This is a genomic window from Hydrogenophaga sp., from assembly GCF_041633695.1.
GTDB lineage: Bacteria > Pseudomonadota > Gammaproteobacteria > Burkholderiales > Burkholderiaceae_C > Hydrogenophaga.
This window is the reverse complement of sequence record NZ_JBFJMY010000040.1, coordinates 1-17,607: the sequence shown is the minus strand read 5'-3', so window position 1 is coordinate 17,607 and position 17,607 is coordinate 1. Positions and strand designations below refer to the sequence as shown.

General features: G+C 62.5%; 18 protein-coding genes. 11 read left to right on the top strand and 7 right to left on the bottom strand.

Annotation, left to right across the window (positions count from 1 at the left end; translation table 11 throughout):
• On the top strand, window positions 1-425 hold a 425-nt coding region (locus tag ABYB95_RS04270), incomplete at its 5' end, for a WD40/YVTN/BNR-like repeat-containing protein (protein ID WP_372657208.1).
• A 24-nt stretch (window positions 426-449) separates the two neighbouring features.
• Here ABYB95_RS04270 and ABYB95_RS04265 read toward each other — a convergent pair.
• Window positions 450-680 (bottom strand): SlyX family protein, encoded by a 231-nt coding sequence (locus ABYB95_RS04265; RefSeq protein WP_372657207.1) that lies wholly within the window; start codon window positions 678-680, stop codon window positions 450-452.
• Window positions 681-714: 34 nt separating this feature from the next.
• Complete coding sequence (locus ABYB95_RS04260; RefSeq protein WP_372657205.1) at window positions 715-1,917, bottom strand: ammonium transporter; 1,203 nt, start codon at window positions 1,915-1,917, stop codon at window positions 715-717.
• 336 nt (window positions 1,918-2,253) lie between these two features.
• Here ABYB95_RS04260 and ABYB95_RS04255 point away from each other — a divergent pair, with 336 nt between their 5' ends.
• The 3 genes from ABYB95_RS04255 to ABYB95_RS04245 all read left to right on the top strand — a co-directional run bounded on the left by ABYB95_RS04255 (window position 2,254) and on the right by ABYB95_RS04245 (window position 5,855).
• A complete protein-coding gene (locus tag ABYB95_RS04255) occupies window positions 2,254-3,948 on the top strand; it encodes a hypothetical protein (protein ID WP_372657204.1) in 1,695 nt (564 codons plus the stop codon).
• Window positions 3,949-4,047: 99 nt separating this feature from the next.
• The gene (locus tag ABYB95_RS04250; RefSeq protein WP_372657203.1) at window positions 4,048-4,845 is read left to right on the top strand and encodes a hypothetical protein; all 798 of its coding nucleotides are present in this window, start codon (window positions 4,048-4,050) and stop codon (window positions 4,843-4,845) included.
• 257 nt (window positions 4,846-5,102) lie between these two features.
• On the top strand, window positions 5,103-5,855 hold the full coding sequence (locus ABYB95_RS04245; protein ID WP_372657202.1) for a PEP-CTERM sorting domain-containing protein: 753 nt from the start codon (window positions 5,103-5,105) through the stop codon (window positions 5,853-5,855).
• Window positions 5,856-5,936: 81 nt separating this feature from the next.
• Here the strand turns inward: ABYB95_RS04245 and ABYB95_RS04240 are convergent, their stop codons facing one another.
• Window positions 5,937-6,530, bottom strand: a complete 594-nt coding sequence (locus ABYB95_RS04240) for a DUF2062 domain-containing protein (RefSeq protein ID WP_372657201.1) — start codon at window positions 6,528-6,530, stop codon at window positions 5,937-5,939.
• An 81-nt stretch (window positions 6,531-6,611) separates the two neighbouring features.
• Between ABYB95_RS04240 and ABYB95_RS04235 the strand changes: the two genes are divergently transcribed.
• Window positions 6,612-7,364 (top strand): pseudouridine synthase, encoded by a 753-nt coding sequence (locus ABYB95_RS04235; protein WP_372657212.1) that lies wholly within the window; start codon window positions 6,612-6,614, stop codon window positions 7,362-7,364.
• A gap of 21 nt (window positions 7,365-7,385) precedes the next feature.
• On the opposite strand, the gene ABYB95_RS04230 is transcribed toward ABYB95_RS04235, so the two are convergent.
• Window positions 7,386-8,129 (bottom strand): hypothetical protein, encoded by a 744-nt coding sequence (locus ABYB95_RS04230; protein ID WP_372657200.1) that lies wholly within the window; start codon window positions 8,127-8,129, stop codon window positions 7,386-7,388.
• A 373-nt stretch (window positions 8,130-8,502) separates the two neighbouring features.
• Window positions 8,503-9,345: an alpha/beta fold hydrolase gene (locus ABYB95_RS04225; protein WP_372657199.1), complete on the bottom strand. Its 843-nt coding sequence runs from the start codon at window positions 9,343-9,345 to the stop codon at window positions 8,503-8,505.
• 112 nt (window positions 9,346-9,457) lie between these two features.
• On the opposite strand from ABYB95_RS04225, the gene ABYB95_RS04220 reads away from it, so the two are divergent.
• From ABYB95_RS04220 to ntrC, 6 genes are all read left to right on the top strand, one after another.
• Entirely contained in the window at window positions 9,458-10,363 is a 906-nt protein-coding gene (locus ABYB95_RS04220) for an EI24 domain-containing protein (RefSeq protein WP_372657198.1), read from the top strand.
• A 29-nt stretch (window positions 10,364-10,392) separates the two neighbouring features.
• A complete protein-coding gene (locus ABYB95_RS04215; RefSeq protein ID WP_372657210.1) occupies window positions 10,393-11,208 on the top strand; it encodes a competence/damage-inducible protein A in 816 nt (271 codons plus the stop codon).
• 267 nt (window positions 11,209-11,475) lie between these two features.
• Window positions 11,476-12,891 (top strand): type I glutamate--ammonia ligase, encoded by a 1,416-nt coding sequence (glnA, locus tag ABYB95_RS04210; RefSeq protein WP_372657197.1) that lies wholly within the window; start codon window positions 11,476-11,478, stop codon window positions 12,889-12,891.
• Between the two features lie 241 nt (window positions 12,892-13,132).
• The gene (locus ABYB95_RS04205; protein WP_372657195.1) at window positions 13,133-13,684 is read left to right on the top strand and encodes a hypothetical protein; all 552 of its coding nucleotides are present in this window, start codon (window positions 13,133-13,135) and stop codon (window positions 13,682-13,684) included.
• An 89-nt stretch (window positions 13,685-13,773) separates the two neighbouring features.
• Window positions 13,774-14,826, top strand: a complete 1,053-nt coding sequence (gene glnL / locus ABYB95_RS04200; RefSeq protein ID WP_372657209.1) for a nitrogen regulation protein NR(II) — start codon at window positions 13,774-13,776, stop codon at window positions 14,824-14,826.
• 43 nt (window positions 14,827-14,869) lie between these two features.
• Complete coding sequence (gene ntrC, locus ABYB95_RS04195; RefSeq protein WP_372657194.1) at window positions 14,870-16,429, top strand: nitrogen regulation protein NR(I); 1,560 nt, start codon at window positions 14,870-14,872, stop codon at window positions 16,427-16,429.
• A gap of 43 nt (window positions 16,430-16,472) precedes the next feature.
• On the opposite strand, the gene xth is transcribed toward ntrC, so the two are convergent.
• Window positions 16,473-17,240 carry an exodeoxyribonuclease III gene (gene xth / locus ABYB95_RS04190; RefSeq protein WP_372657193.1) on the bottom strand — a complete coding sequence of 256 codons (768 nt, stop codon included), beginning with the start codon at window positions 17,238-17,240 and terminating at the stop codon, window positions 16,473-16,475.
• A 134-nt stretch (window positions 17,241-17,374) separates the two neighbouring features.
• The coding region (locus tag ABYB95_RS04185; RefSeq protein WP_372657192.1) for a TolC family protein at window positions 17,375-17,607 on the bottom strand (233 nt) is incomplete at its 5' end.

The window sequence follows — 17,607 nt, the reverse complement described above, 5'->3', positions numbered from 1 at the left end:
TGCTGTGGCTGCAGCACCACTGCGGTATCTACCGCTCGCAAGACGGCGGGCAGCACTGGTTGCCGCTGGACGCACCCGACCCGTCCGGGTTTGGTTTTGCCGTGGCCTGCGATCCTGTGGACCCCAGGCGCGCTTGGTTTGTGCCGGCGCAGGCCGATGCGCAGCGCTTCCCGGTCGATGGAAAAATGGTGGTCACCCGCACGGACGACGCCGGCGCGAGCTTTCGGATTCTGGATGCCGGCCTGCCCGCCAGCCACGCCTACCACCTGGTGTACCGGCACTGTTTGGAGGTGGCACCAGACGGGCAGACGCTGGCCATGGCCTCCACCACCGGTGGCCTCTGGATCGGTGTGGATGGGGGCGAACACTGGCACTGCGTGTCGCGCGATCTGCCGCCGGTGGCCGCACTGGGTTGGGTTGCGTAGGCGCTTGAGCCTCGGCGCACCCGCTCAGTAGTGGGGCGGCAATTCGTCGCGCAAGTTGCGTTGCACTGCGGGGCTGGCCGTATCACCTTGTTGGCGCAACTGGCCCAGCTCGCGCAGCAGCCGGTCGATCTGTTCTTGCTGCCGCGTCACCAACTGGTTCAAGGTGTCCAGCAGGTCTTCGGCGTAACTGGCCTTGATCTCGAGCTCGGTCAGGCGCTGCTCGGTATCGGTGGGCAAAGAGGTGTGGGTGCTCATGCCGCTATTGGACACGACTGGAGCACCCGCACCATCACCAGTTCACTTCGCGGTCGGGCGTGGCGCTGATGCGGTGCACCGTCAGGTCGGCGCCGTCGTACTCTTCTTCTTGGCTGAGGCGCAGGCCGACCGTGGCTTTGAGCACGCCATAGACGACGATACCGCCGAACAACGCCCAGGCCACGCCCATGGCAGTGCCCATCAATTGCGCCATGAGGTTCACGCCGCCCAGACCACCCAGGGCCTGGGTGCCAAAAATACCGGCGGCCACGCCGCCCCAGGTGCCGCACAGGCCGTGCAGCGGCCACACGCCCAAGACGTCGTCGATCTTCCAGCGGTTTTGCGTCAAGGTGAACATCACCACGAACAGGCCACCAGCCACGGCGCCCACCACCAGCGCACCCAGCGGATGCATCAGGTCAGAACCGGCGCAGACCGCCACCAAGCCCGCCAGCGGCCCGTTGTGCACAAAGCCGGGGTCGTTCTTGCCCGCCACCAGCGCGGCCAGCGTGCCGCCCACCATGGCCATGAGCGAATTCACCGCCACCAGGCCCGAAATCTTGTCGATGGTCTGGGCGCTCATCACGTTGAAGCCGAACCAGCCGACGCACAAAATCCAGGCGCCCAAGGCGAGAAATGGAATGTTGGATGGCGGGTGGGCCGAAATGGCGCCGTCTTTCTTGTAGCGGTTGGCGCGTGCGCCCAGCAGCAGCACAGCGGGCAGGGCGATCCAGCCGCCCACCGCGTGCACCACCACCGAGCCGGCAAAGTCGTGAAAGGCGGCGCCCGTGGTGGCTTCGATCCAGGCCTGCACGCCGAAATGGCCGTTCCAGGCCACGCCTTCAAACACCGGGTACACCACACCGACAACGACCGCCGTGGCAATCAGCTGCGGCCAGAAGCGGGCGCGTTCGGCAATGCCGCCCGAAATGATGGCGGGAATGGCTGCGGCGAACGTGAGCAAGAAGAAGAACTTCACCAGCTCGTAGCCGTTCTTGGCCGCCAGCTGTTCGGCACCCACAAAAAAGTTGGTGCCATAGGCCACGCTGTAGCCGATCATGAAATACACGATGGTGGAGACCGAAAAGTCCACCAGGATCTTGACCAGAGCGTTCACCTGGTTTTTCTTGCGCACGGTGCCCAGTTCCAGAAAGGCAAAACCCGCGTGCATAGCCAGCACCATGATGCCGCCGAGCAAAATGAAAAGGGCATCTGTGCCCTGTTTTAGTGCATCCATGTTCTTTGTTGGGGATTGATGGTGGTTGTTGGTGCAAAAAATCCGAGGATTTTGATGAGCCGCAAAGGCAAGCAATAAATGCACCAATTGAGTACGTCTTCGAGTGGTGTGCGCTTGATGATGGGGCTTTTTGCCTATTCTTGGTGCGAATTAGGCTCATCCGAGACCTTGCTCCTCCTTGCACGGAAGGGTGACCGCCTGGAAAGCCGTGTGCATGCCTTTCTTTTTGGGGGTGGCGCCAAACCGGGATGGCGCTGGGTTAATCTTGGCAAAAAGTCGACATCTGCGCTGCCAGAGCCGCGCGTGCCGACCAGAACCGTGACTTGGAAGAACGATTTGAGCACCATAAAAACAGCACGAACGCAATGGTGGCTGGCATTGACGGCCCATTTTTTGTTGGCTGCGTCGGCCATGGCGCAAACCAATACGGTTGCGGTCACCGCGCTCACAGACGCGTCTTGTGTGGGCACACGGGCCGGATCCACCCGCAGCTGCACCTCCAACGACTTCGACACCATCGTTTCGTTTGAGCAGGAGTCGGCCGGTGCGCTGAGCAAGTGTGTGTATGGGGAAAGCCTGACGCTCAATATCCGGGCGACGGTGGCCAGCAAAAACCCGGATCGCTACGACGTGGGTGTATTTTTTGGCCAGACCGGCAATTCCCCGCGCATCAACGACGCGAGCCAGCTGTGTTCCATCGGCATGGTGGCGCCCACCACCATCATCGCGCCGCAAACCTTCCCACCGCCGTCCACGCCGACGATTTTTCCGTTTTTTGACTCCGATCTGGATGCCTGCGGCGACTTTCGGGGCAAGAGCTTTGGCGCCGCCGACGGCTACCAGTCGGGCGTGGCGACCATGGTGGTGAGGGGCGTGAAGGTGGCTTGCATGCCGGCTACCGGCAGCAACGTGGTGGGTGTGCCTTACACCGTGGTTTTTGACAACGTCTCGGCGGGCTCCTGCACCACGGGCAACATCACGGCGGGCACCAACGCCAAATGCAGCTCCAACGATGCTTCCACCATCATTGGCCTGGAAACCAACGGCTATGTGCGCGTGACCAAGCAGACCTTGCCCAGTTCCGCCACCGAGACCTTTGCCTTCACGGCCAGCGCATCGTCGACACCGTCGGTGGCTGGCGACACGCCGTCGACCACCAGTTTCAGCCTGGGCCACGCTCAGACCCAGCAGGTGACCGTGCCACTGCATTCGTCGGGTGGCACACGCACCTTGGTGATACAGGAAAGCTTGCTCGATCGTTGGGGGCCGGGCGCCGCCATCACCTGCACCACACCCGCCGGAGGCAGCGCCAGTTTCGTTACCGTGGATACGGCCAATCGGCGCATCACGGCCAACCTGAGCAACGCCAATGGTGCGGCCCATTGCACCATCAGCAACACCAAACAAACCCGGGTGAAGACCGACAAGGCCTTGCAGCCCAACACCGATGCGGGGCGCTTCAATCTGACGGCGGGCGGTGCAACGGTGACAAACCAGGGGCATGGCGGTACCACGGGCTGGCAAGCCGTGACGCCCGGCACGCCGGTGACCTATTCCGAAACCGGATTCGGCGGCACCCAAGTTGCCGGCTATGGGAACACGTATCGGTGCAGCAACGCCGATACGGGCGCGGTCTTGAGCACCGGCAGCGGTACCTCCACCAGCCTCACCTCTGCCGCGTACACCGATACGCTGTGCCTGTTCACCAACCGGGTTGAAGGTGGACTCAGTGTGACCAAGAGCAACAGCGCCTCGTCGCTGGTGAGCGGCGGCACCACCCAATACGCCATCACGGTGAACAATTCGGGGCCCAGCAACGCAGCAGGAGCGACGGTGTCCGACCCGGCAAGCGCCGGGCTTTCCTGTTATGCGGCCACCTGCCAGGCGGTGGTGGGGCCTCCCACCGCCACTTGTCCGGCTTCGGTCACGGTCGCGGCACTGCAGACGGGCCTGGTGATTCCCGATTTTCCAGCCAACTCCAGTCTGGTTTTCAACCTTTCCTGCAATGTGACCGCCAGCGGACAGCCGTGAAGTTCTCGGATACGCTGGTGTAGATGGCCGTGCTGTCAGGCGGTCACACATATCCCTCTTGCTGCGTCGACACCGCGTTTCAGCCGGAATTTTTTTCGCATGGACCCCCAGCTTCCCACCCGCCCACAGCAACGGCGGTTGCGCGAGATTTACCGTTCGGCCGGTTGGCCTTGCCACGACATGGTGGAGGTGGAGCTGCTCGCCGCCGGATGGGTGAGCCGGCGGGCCGACCCTGGCGGGCATGAAACCCTGCGCGTCACCGAAAGCGGCCTGCAAATCCTGGCCCAGGTGTTGGCGCGCAACCGGGCAGCGCGCTCACCCCATGAAATGCTGGTGGAGCAGGTGGCGCAAGCCATGGCACGCGCCGGACGCCTGACCTGGCGCGGCTTGGCCTTGCGCGCGCCGGTACCCACCGCACGGGCGGACCTCGAGGAGGCTGAAAGTCCATCGGTCGCCTGCGATCTGCTGGAGACAGGTGAGGGCCTTGTACGCAAACCTGCGGAGCCCGGCTCGGTCTGGTGCGTGGCTTGCCCCGATGTATTTTCGATCCGCCACAGTTCGGTTGAAGCCTATCTCGAACCCGTGGTGCACGAGATCAAGGTCAACCGGTCCGATCTTCTGAGCGACTTGAAAAAGCCGGCCAAGCGCGCAGCCTATCTGGCGATGGCCAGCGCCTGCTGGTATGTATTGGGGGAAGACGCCAAGGGTCGAGCCATTGGGCAGGTCGATGAAATTCCACCCGAATGTGGCGTGATGCTGGCGCAGGCAGGGCGGCTGATCGTGGCCCGAGAAGCGCCGCGCCGCGCCGTGGCGCATTTGCCCTTCCATGTCTGGATGGCGCTGGCCAAAGCCGGGCCAGCGCAGAGGGACGATGAGGGCTCGCAGGGAAACCTGTGACGCGCCGCACGCCGCGCCGCGTTTTCCGGTACCTGCTTGGTTCGTGCGCCCTGGTCTGCGACGCCGGGCGGCAGGCAGGCGCAGTCTGCGACCGGGTGGCATCCTGCGCCGATCTTGATACATATCAACTGTCGGAATATTTGACACATTCGGTTGAATATCCTTCTAAGTCATTGATTTGATTGGTTGGCACGGTTGCTGCTTTAATTGTTTCGAGAGATACATGTAGTAACTCATTTGAACAAAAGGTAGTCGATATGAACGGAATCAAAGCCCTCGTCGCCAGTGTTTCCTTGCTGGCCTCTGCGGCGGTGTTTGCCACGCCGCTGCCCATCAACGGCACGGGTCTGCAAGATGTCATCAATGGTCTGTACACCAGTGCAGGTACTTCGACGGCATTGGCACCCAATGTGATGGCCAATCAGGCTTCGGAAGTGGGACAGTTCCAGATCGAAGCTTCGGGCATGTCGGCCGCCACCCTGGTGATCGAACTGGCTGCGTTTGCCAACGACAACACCTTCGGCATTTACGACCTGAACAACCTGAACAACCGCATCGAGCTGTACAGCGGCGCGGCTTCTTCGTCGGCCAAGCGCGTCTTGACGGTGGACGGCTCGAACACCTTCACCGCGTTCCAGCTGTCGCCTGGCTTCTCCGTGCTGGGCAGCGTGATGTTCACCAGCAATGCGTTCGGCTACTACCTGGCCAACGCCGCTCAAAACACCATCTTTTATTCGCAGGCCGAACTGAATGGCGGCGACGACCATCTGGTGGCTTTCCAGGGTGATGGCGACAAGATCCAGCTGCCCGGCGGCGCGCCCGGCGTGTGGGGTTCGTCCAGCTACATCCTGGCTTGGGACGACATGCAGCTGTCGCTGTCGGACCGGGACTACAACGACTTCGTCGTGTACGTCGAGTCCGTGTCGGCAGTGCCAGAGCCAGGCACACTTGCCTTGCTGGGCCTGGGTCTCGCTGGCCTGGCTGCCGCGAGCCGACGCAAGCGCGGTTGAAAGAACACCGCATGGCATAAAAAAGGTGGCGCAAGCCACCTTTTTTGATGGGGCGGACCGATCGGATGAGCGAGTCGGCCATCACTCCATAGGTTCAACGGCGGTTCTTTGTTTGCGTGTGCGCAGCCTTTTTCTGCGGTTCCAGCGGATCATGAGCACCCACACAGCGCTGACCAGAAAGTAAACCAGCAAACCGCTGACGGTGGCCACGATCGCCAGGCCCACCATCAAGGGCTTGCCCACGGTGCTCAGGTGGCGCAGCGCCTGGACCGTACGGTCGTAGAAGCCATGCATTTCCTGGGGTTGGGTGTGCGCTTGCGTCAGCGTGCGCAAGGCTTCCTTTTCGGACACGGGTTGATCGCCCAGTACCTTCTTGCCCAGTTTGTAGGCGCCGTAATACACCGGTCCAAACGTCACTGGGTTGGTGACCAGCGTGCTGGCCACCGCCATGGGTAGATTCGCTCTGAGCACCACCGCAACGACGGCGGCCACCGGGATTTGTGCCACCGGAATCAGCAAACCAAAGAAAATCCCCAGCGCCACGCCCAGCGAAATGCCTTTGCGGCTGAAATGCCAGAGGCGGGGGTGGTGAAGTACCGGGCCCATCCAGTTGACCCAGCGGTTGTTGCGAAGGCTTTCCGGGTTGGGCAACAGCGTTTTGAGTTTGCGTTTCATTCAAATGGTGATCGGTGGGATGTCGCGGCGGGTGTGGCTTGGGAGTGGGTACGGCAGAGCGGCGACAATGGCGGCACCATGATGCAGTTGCAAGACATTCTTTTTTCCCAGGGATTTGGGACACGCCGTATATGTTACGGCTTGGTTCAGCAAGGGCTGGTGAAAATCGGCCCCGACCAGGTGGTTTGCACCGACCCATCGGCCGCTTTTGAGGAGACCGGCTTGGTGTTCTGGGTGCAGGGCGAACGCTGGCACTTCCACGCGCGCGCGTATCTGCTGCTGAACAAACCCGGCGGGTTTGAGTGCTCGCACAAGCCCGGCACTTACCCCAGCGTCTACACCTTGTTGCCCGGCCCGCTGCGCCAGCGTGGCGGTGGGGCAGCAGCGGGCGTGCAGGCCGTGGGGCGGCTGGATCAGGACACCACCGGGCTTTTGCTGCTGTCGGACGACGGCAAGTTCATCCACCGCCTGACCTCGCCGCGCCACCATGTGCCCAAGGTCTATGAAGCGCAGCTCAAGCATCCGCTCGACGATCAACAGCTGGCTCGCCTGCTGGAAGGCGTGGTGCTGGACGACGACCCCCGCCCGGTGCGGGCGCAGGCGTGCCGGGCGCTCGGATCGCACCAACTGGAGTTGACGCTCACCGAAGGCAAGTACCACCAGGTCAAACGCATGGTGGCGGCGGTCGGGAATCGGGTGGAAGGTTTGCACCGCTCGGCGATTGGCGGCTTGCTGTTGGCCGAAGATTTGCCGCCGGGTCGGTGGCGTTGGCTCACCGAGAACGAGATCGGCGAGCTGACGAAAAAAGTGGGGTCGACGAGCGCGGCAGCCTGAGTCCGCCGCTGGCCGAGGCGTTCAGAGCAGATCGCCCTTGCGGCTGTCGAGTGGGACCAGGAAGGAGTTTTCCTGCCATTGCGAGTTTTGCGAGTTGAAGTCGCTGCGCAAGTCGCCGACGTTGCTGCTGGGCCATCCCGACAAGGGATTGAAGTCGGTGTTGCGGCTGCTTCGCTGGCGCGTGAGCGCTGTGCGCAAATTGGCCTGGGCTGCGATGATGGCGCGCTCTTCCTGTTCCCGCTCCCGCATCGACTGGCTGGTCAGGGATTCGCCCAGGAATTCGCCCCGGATCTCGGCGACCGTGGGCAGGTTATTGGATCGCACCACCCAGTAGGGCAGGCCACACTGGGTCAGCAAGGAGTGCTTGAGCTGGCGTGTGCTGCGCGGCAGACCGGCGCTGCCGGGCACATCAAGACAGCCGATCACCCGACCGTCGGCCTTGCAAATGGTGAAGGTGCAGTACACGCCACCGAGCAAACGGTACCAGTGCATGCCTTGCTCGCGGTCGCGGGGCAAGGTGAACCGGGTCACCGGCAGTTTGATCATGACGTGGTGGTCGTAAAAGGTACGCGCCAGCCAGTGCCAGACTTTGGCCTCTTCGCTGTTGGCCAATGCCCTGCTGGTCAAAGGCCAGTGTTTGGGAATGCGGCGCTGTGCCCGTGCCAGCCGGGCGGCCCAATAGCGGTGCAGCATGGCACCCAGCCCCAGCAGGGCGGGTATCAATGCGGCCAATAGCCATGGGTTGTTCCAGTTGTTCACGCTCATCAAGGTATGCAGTAAATGTGTATCAAAGTGTAGCGACTTGATGCAGAAAAGGTGGAATCAGGGGATTCCGACAACGGACTTTGCGTGACGTTCTTGGGGTTTGTGCCTAGATTGACGGCCATTTCCGCCAATGTCGGGGTGAAAGAGCCGGGATTTCGCGGCATTTTGAAACAAAGCCCACATGGGGTACCAACATGGGCCCTGGGCAGGGCGGGTTGAAGAATGGGGCTGTTAGCCTGCAGATGGCGCCGCATGCGGCACGCTGTGCGTGGTGTCAGCGTGCCACGGGTTCCGCAGGGCCAGCACAAGGCATGGCGACGACGCTCCGATTTTGCCGTGCGAGAGGGGCTTGCACATCCTGCTTGCGAGGGAATCAGCGAACTTTGTTCAGAAGCTGCGCCACCGCATCGGTCAAGGCCTGGGGTTGATCCCGGTGCGGGCTGTGACCGCAGTCGGCAAGCTGCACCCGCTGAACGTGGGGCACGGCGTGTTCCAGCGCGTCCAACTGGGCCAGCGTGCCGTATTCGTCCGTCAACCCCTGTACCGCCAACAAGGGCGCCTGGATGGCTCGGCACTCGGCTTCGATATTGAAACGGCGGAACGCCTCGCTCAACCAGATATCGTTCCATTGCCAGAAGGCGTTGTCCACATCCGCATGGAAGCGCGACAGGCGACGACGCAGACCCGGCGGCGAGGAGGCGGGTGCCTCGGCGTCCGCCAGGTAGAGCGCCTTGGCCTGCGTGATGGCGCGGATCGCGATATCTTCCACAAACAGATGGGGCGCCATCACCACACAGGCGGCGACCGGAAAGCGGCTGGCGTGCAACAAGGCGATGCTCGCGCCATCGGAATGCCCGATCAGCACGGGATTGGCCACCCCGATCTGTTTCAACAAAGCCGGCAAAACCCGCCAGGCTTCCTGGTGCATGTAGTCGGGCCGGTGGCGGCCGCGGTGGCCGGACCAAGCCCCGTTCGTGTTTTCGGGCTCTGCACGCACGTCGGGAATCGGGTCGGACTGCCCATAGCCCCTTCGGGAGTACAACCAGCCCGCGCGCCCGGTGGCCGCGCAGAGCTCGCTGGGCCAGTGCCGGCCTTTTTGCTGCCACATCGCCACGCTGCCCAGCCCTTCGTGGAGAAAGACCAAGGGACTGTGTTCGCTTCGCCCTGGAATGTGGGAGAGCTCCAGCCGGACGCCGTCGATTTCGATCGGGTTCATGAAATGGGATCTTGTCTGCGCCGCAGAGGCGCGCTGTTGTGGTCGGGGTGATGATGGCGGATCGCCGCCGTCCGCGCCGGGCACAGGTAGGAAAACCTGTATTCTTGCGTGCATGAATCTGCTGTTCGATGCCTTTTGGCGCGCGCTGGTGTATTGCCTGCACCCGCGCGTGATTGCCTTGTCGTTCCTGCCCCTCATTCTGATGGTGATCGCCTCTTTTGGGCTGGGTTACTTTTTCTGGGAAGGTGCCGTGGCCTCCGTGACGGCCTGGCTCGAAACCTACGAATTGGTGCAAATGTTTTTGGGCTGGCTCGACGGGGCGGGCATGGGCGCCTTGCGCACCGTCTTTGGCCCTTTGCTGGTCCTGGTTCTCGCCACCCCAGTCATCGTCGTGCTCTGTCTGTTATTGGTGGCCATGTTCATGACGCCGGCGATGGTGGATCTGGTGGGGCAGCGCCGTTTTGCCGGGCTGGAAAAAAAGCGCGGCGGCTCCCTGGTGGTCAGCATCCTGTGGTCTTTGGGTTCCACCTTGTTGGCCGCGCTGGCGTTGCTGGTTTCCATGCCCTTGTGGCTGATTCCGCCGCTGGTCCTGGTGCTACCCCCCTTGATTTGGGGCTGGCTCACCTACCGCGTGTTTGCGTTTGACGCGCTGGCGCTGCATGCCAGTGGCGACGAGCGCAAGCGCATTTTGAAGCGCTACCGCGGCAGCCTTTTGCTGATGGGCATCATCACCGGCTACCTGGGCGCTGCTCCGACCTTGTTGTGGGCTTCGGGCGCCATGTTCATCGCGCTGGCACCCTTGCTGGTACCGGTGGCGATCTGGATTTACACCCTGGTGTTCGCCTTTTCTTCGTTGTGGTTTGCCCACTATGCGCTGACGCTCCTGGAGCAGATGCGCGGCACGCCGGGCGGCGGGGCGGGTGGTGAACGACCGCTCCCGCCTGGTCAGGACGTGCCCTCTGACGCTGGCCTTGCCGCGCCGAGCTTGCCCTCACCCTATATGGACGCAAAAACATGACGACGCCAGCAACCGCGCACAGCAGCGAAATTCCGCCCGCATTTGGCTTGATCATCGTGGGCGATGAAATCCTCTCGGGCAAGCGGGCCGACAAGCACCTGCCCAAAGTGATCGAACTGCTGCAGGCGCGGGGCCTCTCCCTGTCCTGGGCGTTGTGTGTGGGGGACGAGCGCGAACGCATCACCGCCGCTCTGAAACAGGCGTTCGACAGTTCCGACGCGGTGTTTTGCTGCGGTGGCATTGGTGCGACACCCGATGACCATACCCGCCAATGCGCCGCCGCTGCGCTGGGGCGCGAGCTGGTGCTGCATCCGCAGGCCAAGGTCTTGATCGAGGCCCGCATGCGCGACGTGGCCGCAGAGCAAGGCCAGATCTACGACCCCGACCGTGCAGACAACGTGCACCGCTTCAACATGGGCGTGTTCCCCGACGGGGCGGACATCATCGCCAACCCCTTCAACCGCATTCCCGGCTTTGAGTGCCACGGCCCGGGTGGCGGTACCGTGCACTTCGTGCCAGGCTTTCCCGTCATGGCTTGGCCCATGATCGAGTCCGTGCTGGATCAAAGCTACGGTCGCTGGAATCGGGTCGGTCAATGGCTGGAGCATTCGGTGGTGGTGATGGGCGCCATGGAGGCCACGCTGACGCCGCTCATGGAGCAGCTTGAACGCGATTACGCGGTGAAGGTCTTCAGCCTGCCCAGTGTGGACCACCCGGAGTTCGGGCGCCACATCGAGCTGGGGGTGAAAGGGGCGCCAGCGGATGTTGCCCTTGCGTTCACCGAATTGATGGCCGGACTTCGCCGGCACGGCGCCGAGCTAGGCCCGGAAATGGTGCGCAAGTAAAACGCACCAAATTGATGCATTCCATCGAGATGCCTTAAATTGGTGCAATTTCCGGTTTGCGGTATCGGCAAATCGAACTTCTTCGACCGGTTGCGGGTGCACTGGTGCGCTGTACTGGCCCATTTTCTCTGTGGGCTTGCGCCATAATCCCCGTTGCTGTGCAAACCCGATGCCGGGACTTGCGGGCCATCCAGAACGGAATGGCATAAAAACTGCTTCATTCCAAAGTCGTTATCTTTTTTCACACCCAGCAACAGGAGTATTTTGATGGCCAAGACCGTCGCAGACGTGATGCAAATGGTGAAGGACAACGAAGTCAAATTTGTTGACTTCCGCTTCACCGATACCCGCGGTGCGCAGCAGCACACCACCGTGCCCGTCTCGCATTTCGACGAGGACAAGTTCGTTTCGGGCCACGCGTTCGATGGTTCGTCCATCGCGGGCTGGAAGGGCATTGAAGCTTCCGACATGCAGCTGATCCCCGATCCGAACACGGCCAACATCGACCCGTTTTACGAAGAAACGACGCTGATCCTGACCTGTGACGTGCTCGAGCCCGCCGACGGCAAGGCCTACGACCGCGATCCGCGTTCCATCGCCAAGCGCGCCGAGGCCTACCTCAAGTCTTCGGGCCTGGGCGATGCCGCCTTCTTCGGACCTGAGCCCGAGTTCTTCCTGTTCGACGGCGTGCGCTGGAGCACCGCTCCGGGCCACACCTTCTACGAAATCGAAGAGTACGAAGCACCCTGGAACAAAGGCGCCAAGCTCGAAGGCGGCAACCGCGGCCACCGTCCCACCGTCAAGGGTGGCTATTTCCCCGTGCCTCCAGTCGACAGCACCCAGGACATGCGCGCCGAGATGTCCCTGATCCTGGAGTCGCTGGGCATCCCGGTTGAAGTGTTCCACCACGAAGTGGCGGGCGCAGGCCAGAACGAAATCGGTACCCGTTTCAGCACCCTGGTGCAGCGCGCCGACTGGACCATTCTGCAGAAATACGTGGTGCACAACGTCGCCAACGCCTACGGCAAGACCGCGACCTTCATGCCCAAGCCTTACGCCGGCGACAACGGTTCCGGCATGCACGTGCACCAGTCGGTCTGGAAAGAGGGCAAGAACCTGTTCGCAGGTGACGGCTACGCCGGTCTGAGCGAATTCGCGCTGTACTACATCGGCGGCATCATCAAGCACGCCCGCGCCCTGAATGCCATCACCAACCCAGGTACGAACTCGTACAAACGTCTGGTGCCGCACTTCGAAGCCCCGGTGAAGCTGGCCTACTCGGCCAAGAACCGCTCGGCCTCGATCCGCATTCCGTACGTGCCCAACCCCAAGGGTCGTCGCGTGGAAGCCCGTTTCCCCGATCCACTGATGAACCCCTACCTGGGCTTCTCGGCCTTGCTGATGGCGGGTCTGGACGGCGTGGAAAACAAGATCCACCCAGGCGAAGCGGCCACCAAAGACCTGTACCACCTGCCACCGGAAGAAGACAAGCTGATTCCGACGGTTTGCCACAGCCTGGATCAGGCGCTGGAGCACCTGGACAAGGACCGCGCGTTCCTGACCAAAGGCGGCGTGTTCACCGACTCCATGCTGGATGCCTACATCGAGCTGAAGATGGGCGAAGTCAACCGCAGCCGCGTTGAAGTGTCGCCGGTCGAATTCGACATGTACTTCAGCCTGTGATGCACAGCGCGGTCCGCGTGACGGACCGCTGAGAGACGCGGCTGACGGCTGTGGTCTCCATCCCAAAAGGGGCGGTATTTACCGCCCCTTTTTCATGGATAAGGCCAGATTCGTGCGTTTGCTGCATGCTGCGGGGCACTTCTGCATTGGAATGCATTCATACTGGACAATAGCTTTGCCGCTCCAAGTCCCGGTTTTTTGACCGACCGCCTCTGTACGCGGCCTTTTACCGCCAAAGACCATGATGCCGATTTTCCCCGTCCGCCTTTTTGCCGCTGGTGTCGCCACCTTGTCCTTGCTGCCCGCTCTGGCGCAAGAGCGCATCTTCCGATGCCCAGGTACGCCTGTGGAGTACATCAACAACGCCGAGTTGGCAAAAACCAAGGGCTGTACGGTGATGGAGGGTGGCAACATCACTGTGGTGCCGGGCACCGTGCCCCAGCGCAGCAGCGATACCCGTGCGGATGCGCAGCGCAAGACCGCGCCCGCCCCGCGTGCCAGCAACGAGCGCGTCAACACGGCGGAGCAGCGCGCCCGCGACAGCGACGCGCGCACCATCCTGGATGCCGAGCTCAAAAAGGCCGAGGAGCGCCTGGCGCAAGCGCGCAAGGCCTACGCCAATGGTGAGCCCGAGAAGCAGGGCATCGAGTCGCGCAATTACCAGCGTTATCTGGATCGGGTCGCCGAACTGAAGGCCGATGTGGCGCGCGCTGAAAACGATGTGGCCGGGATTCAGCGCGAGTTGGGCCGGCTGGGTGGGGCGTCCGGTTCAACCGGTTCTGCCGCACAATAGGCGGCTTGAAAAAAGCCGCCACAACCCCCAAAGACCAGGCGCCGGGCGTCAAAGCCCCACCTGCCAAAAAGCGCCCGCCCAAGTCGGCGGTGGCGCATCCGTTCCAATCGCTGGATTTGCTCGCCACGCTGGTGGCCGTGGTGTCGGCCGATGGCGCCGTGCTGTTCGCCAATGCCGCGCTGGAGGACGCGCTGGGCATGTCCCGCCGCAGCATCGCGGGTACCCAGCTGCCGGATTGTTTTACCGAACCGCTGTTGCTGCAAAACGCGCTGAGCGGCGCGCGCGGCAACGAGTTTGCCGCTTTGCGTTACGACGCCTGGCTCAAACGTCTGAACCACGATCCGCTGCCCGTGCACGTGGTGGTCGCACAAACCGAAACCACGGGTGAGGTGGTGGTGGAGTTGTTGCCGCTGGAGCAACAAGCCCGGCAGGAGCGGGAGGAGCGGCTCCTGGACCAGGCGCAGGCCAACAAGGAGCTGATTCGCAACCTTGCACACGAGATCAAGAATCCGCTGGGTGGCATTCGTGGTGCGGCCCAGTTGCTGCAGATGGAGCTGGAATCCAAAGAACTGATCGAGTACGCGCAAGTCATCATCCACGAGGCCGACCGCCTGCAGTCCCTGGTCGACCGATTGCTGGCGCCACACCGGCGGCCGCATGTGGTGGGTGACGTGAACATCCACGAGGTGTGCGAACGGGTCCGGACACTGATCCTGGCCGAGTTCCCCAAGGGGCTGCGCGTGGTGCGCGACTACGACACCTCGATTCCCGAATTCCGGGGCGATCGCGAGCAACTGATCCAGGCCGTGCTCAACATCGCACACAACGCGGCCCACGCACTCTCAGAGCGCATTGCCGCCGGTGACGCGCGCATCACTTTGCGCTCGCGGGTCGGGCGACAAGTGACATTTGGCAAGCAACGCTATCGCCTGGCATTGGAATTGCATGTGATGGACAACGGGCCTGGTGTACCAGACTCGATCAGGGACCGCATCTTCTTTCCGCTGGTGTCGGGACGCGACGGTGGTTCGGGTCTGGGACTCACATTGGCACAAACCTTTGTCCAGCAGCACCATGGTCTGATCGAGTGTGAGAGTGCACCCGGCCATACGGATTTCAAGATTCTGATTCCGTTGCCCTGAAGCCCATCACATCAACCTCAGCCGAGGAAGGGAAGCACCATACATGAAGCCGATCTGGATAGTTGACGATGACCAATCGATCCGCTTCGTTTTGGAGAAAGCCTTGCTGCGCGAGAACCTGCCCACCCGCAGCTTCACCAACCCGCAAGAGGTTTTGCTGGCTTTGGCCGATACGCCGGAGAACGAAGGCCCGCAAATCATGGTCAGCGACATCCGCATGCCTGGTGGCTCCGGACTGGATTTGCTGGAGAAGGTGCGCGAGAAACTACCGGGACTGCCTGTCATCATCATGACCGCGTTCTCCGATCTGGACAGCGCCGTTTCGGCCTTCCAGGGCGGTGCCTTCGAGTACCTGCCCAAACCCTTTGATCTGCCCAAAGCCATTGAGCTGATCCGGCGCGCGGTGGAAGAAAGCCAGCGCGAGGAAGTGGCCGAAGAGCGCATGACCAGCATGCCCGAAATGCTGGGGCACGCCCCCGCCATGCAAGACGTGTTTCGCGCCATTGGCCGGCTCAGTCAGAGCCAGGTGACAGTGCTGATCACAGGCGAATCGGGGTCTGGCAAGGAACTGGTGGCCCGTGCACTGCACAAGCATTCTCCGCGCTCGGGTGGCCCCTTCATCGCCATCAACACGGCGGCGATCCCGAAAGACCTGCTGGAGTCCGAATTGTTTGGCCACGAGCGTGGCGCGTTCACGGGCGCCCAGACCATGCGGCGTGGGCGCTTTGAACAGGCCGATGGCGGCACGCTTTTCCTGGACGAAATCGGCGACATGCCGATCGACCTGCAAACGCGTTTGCTGCGCGTGCTGTCCGACGGCAACTTCTACCGGGTCGGTGGTCACAGCGCGGTGCGCTCCAACGTGCGTGTGATCGCGGCCACCCACCAGCATCTGGAACAACGGGTGAAAGAGGGCGTGTTCCGCGAGGACTTGTTCCACCGGCTCAACGTGATCCGTTTGCGTCTGCCGGCGTTGCGCGAGCGGCGCGAAGATGTGCCCATGCTCACCCGCTTCTTTTTGCAGCAGAGCGGCAAGCAACTGGGCGTGGAGTCCAAGCGCATCACGGACGCGGCGGTGAAAGTGCTGGAGTATTTTGATTTCCCGGGCAATGTGCGCCAGCTGGAGAACGTGTGCCATTGGCTGACCGTGATGGCGCCGTCGCAAATGGTGGATGTGAAAGACCTGCCGCCCGAGGTGTTGGCCGCGCACGCCGGGGGGCATCCCGAACATACCGAATCTGGCCAGCAGGTGCCCGCGTCTTTGGCATCCCCGTCTGCGTCCATGCCGGTGCGTGAAACCATGGTCGGACTGCCTGGGGTCGCGCCCGTGGCCTTGGTGGGTGGCCCTGCGGCCCACACCGATCCGGTGGGGGTGGAACCGCCAGCTGGCGCGCAGTGGGAGGCCGGCTTGAAGCTGGACGCGCAGGCGCTGCTGGAAAGCGGTCAGGCGGATGTGTGGGACGTACTCACGCGCCGGTTTGAAACCCAGCTCATACAGACCGCACTCACTTGCACGCGCGGGCGCCGCATCGAAGCCGCTCAAAAGCTCGGCATTGGCCGCAACACCATCACGCGCAAGATCCAGGAACTGGGCCTGGACTGAGGCCGGTTTTGCGCCCGGCCTGGGCGCAAGCGCCCGGACCGCTTCAGTCGCTCAGCGTGAGCACCACCGGCGCGTGGTCGCTGGGGCGCTCGTTTTTGCGCGGCGTCTTGTCGATCAAACAACTGCTGGCGCGGGCCTTGAGCGCGTCGGTGACCAGGATGTGGTCGATGCGCATGCCCCGGTTGCGGCGAAAGCCGGACTCGCGGTAGTCCCACCAGCTGTAGCTTTTTTCGGCCTGCTCGAACAGGCGGTGTGCGTCGTGCAGGCCCAGGGCTATGAGTCCCTGCAAATGCGCGCGCTCTTCGTCGGTGCAGTGGATGCTGCCCGCCATGCCGACCGGGTCCCACACATCGGCGTCGTCGAAGGTGATGTTGTTGTCGCCCATCAGCACCAGCTTGGGGTGGGTGGCCTTTTCTTGCCGCACCCATTCGCGCAGCGCTTCCAGCCAGCGCTTCTTGTAGACGAACTTGTCGCTGTCCGGGGCCTGCCCGTTCGGGAAATAGGCACCGATCACCCGCACGCCATCGACCGTGGCACACAGCACGCGCGACTGTTCGTCGGGAAAACCGGGGATGTTTTTGATCACATCTGTGGCGGGTGTTTTGCTCAGCAGCGCCACGCCGTTGTAGGTTTTCTGCCCGAACCACTGCGCCTGGTAACCGGCTTCCCCGAACGCCAAGGTGGGGAATTTTTCGTCGGTGAGTTTGAGCTCCTGCAGCGCGAGCACATCGACGGGGTTGGCGGCGAGCCAGTCGAGTACCTGTGGCAGGCGAACGGTGAGGGAGTTGATATTCCAGGTGGCGAGTTGCATAGGCTTAAGCGGTGGCGGACATGCCCACATTTTGCCTTCTCATGCGCGGCTCGGGCCCGCAGACGCCAGTTGCAAGCGCCTCGGAGCCCAAGCGTTGCTCGGATGGAGCCGCGCTTGCGCGTGTGGCGCCTGCCTCATGGGCTCAGCAGAGCGTCGATGGGCTTGAGGTCGTCCGCTGCCAGTTGCCCGCTGGCTTGCTTCAAGCGCAGGCTGCCCAGCAACACGTTGTAGCGGGCCAGGGCGAGATCGCGCTTGGTCTGGAACAACTGGCTTTGGGCGTTGAGCACGTCGATGTTGATGCGCACGCCAACCTGGTAGCCCAGCTTGTTGGCATCGAGCGCGCTCTGGCTGGACGCCTCTGCCGCTT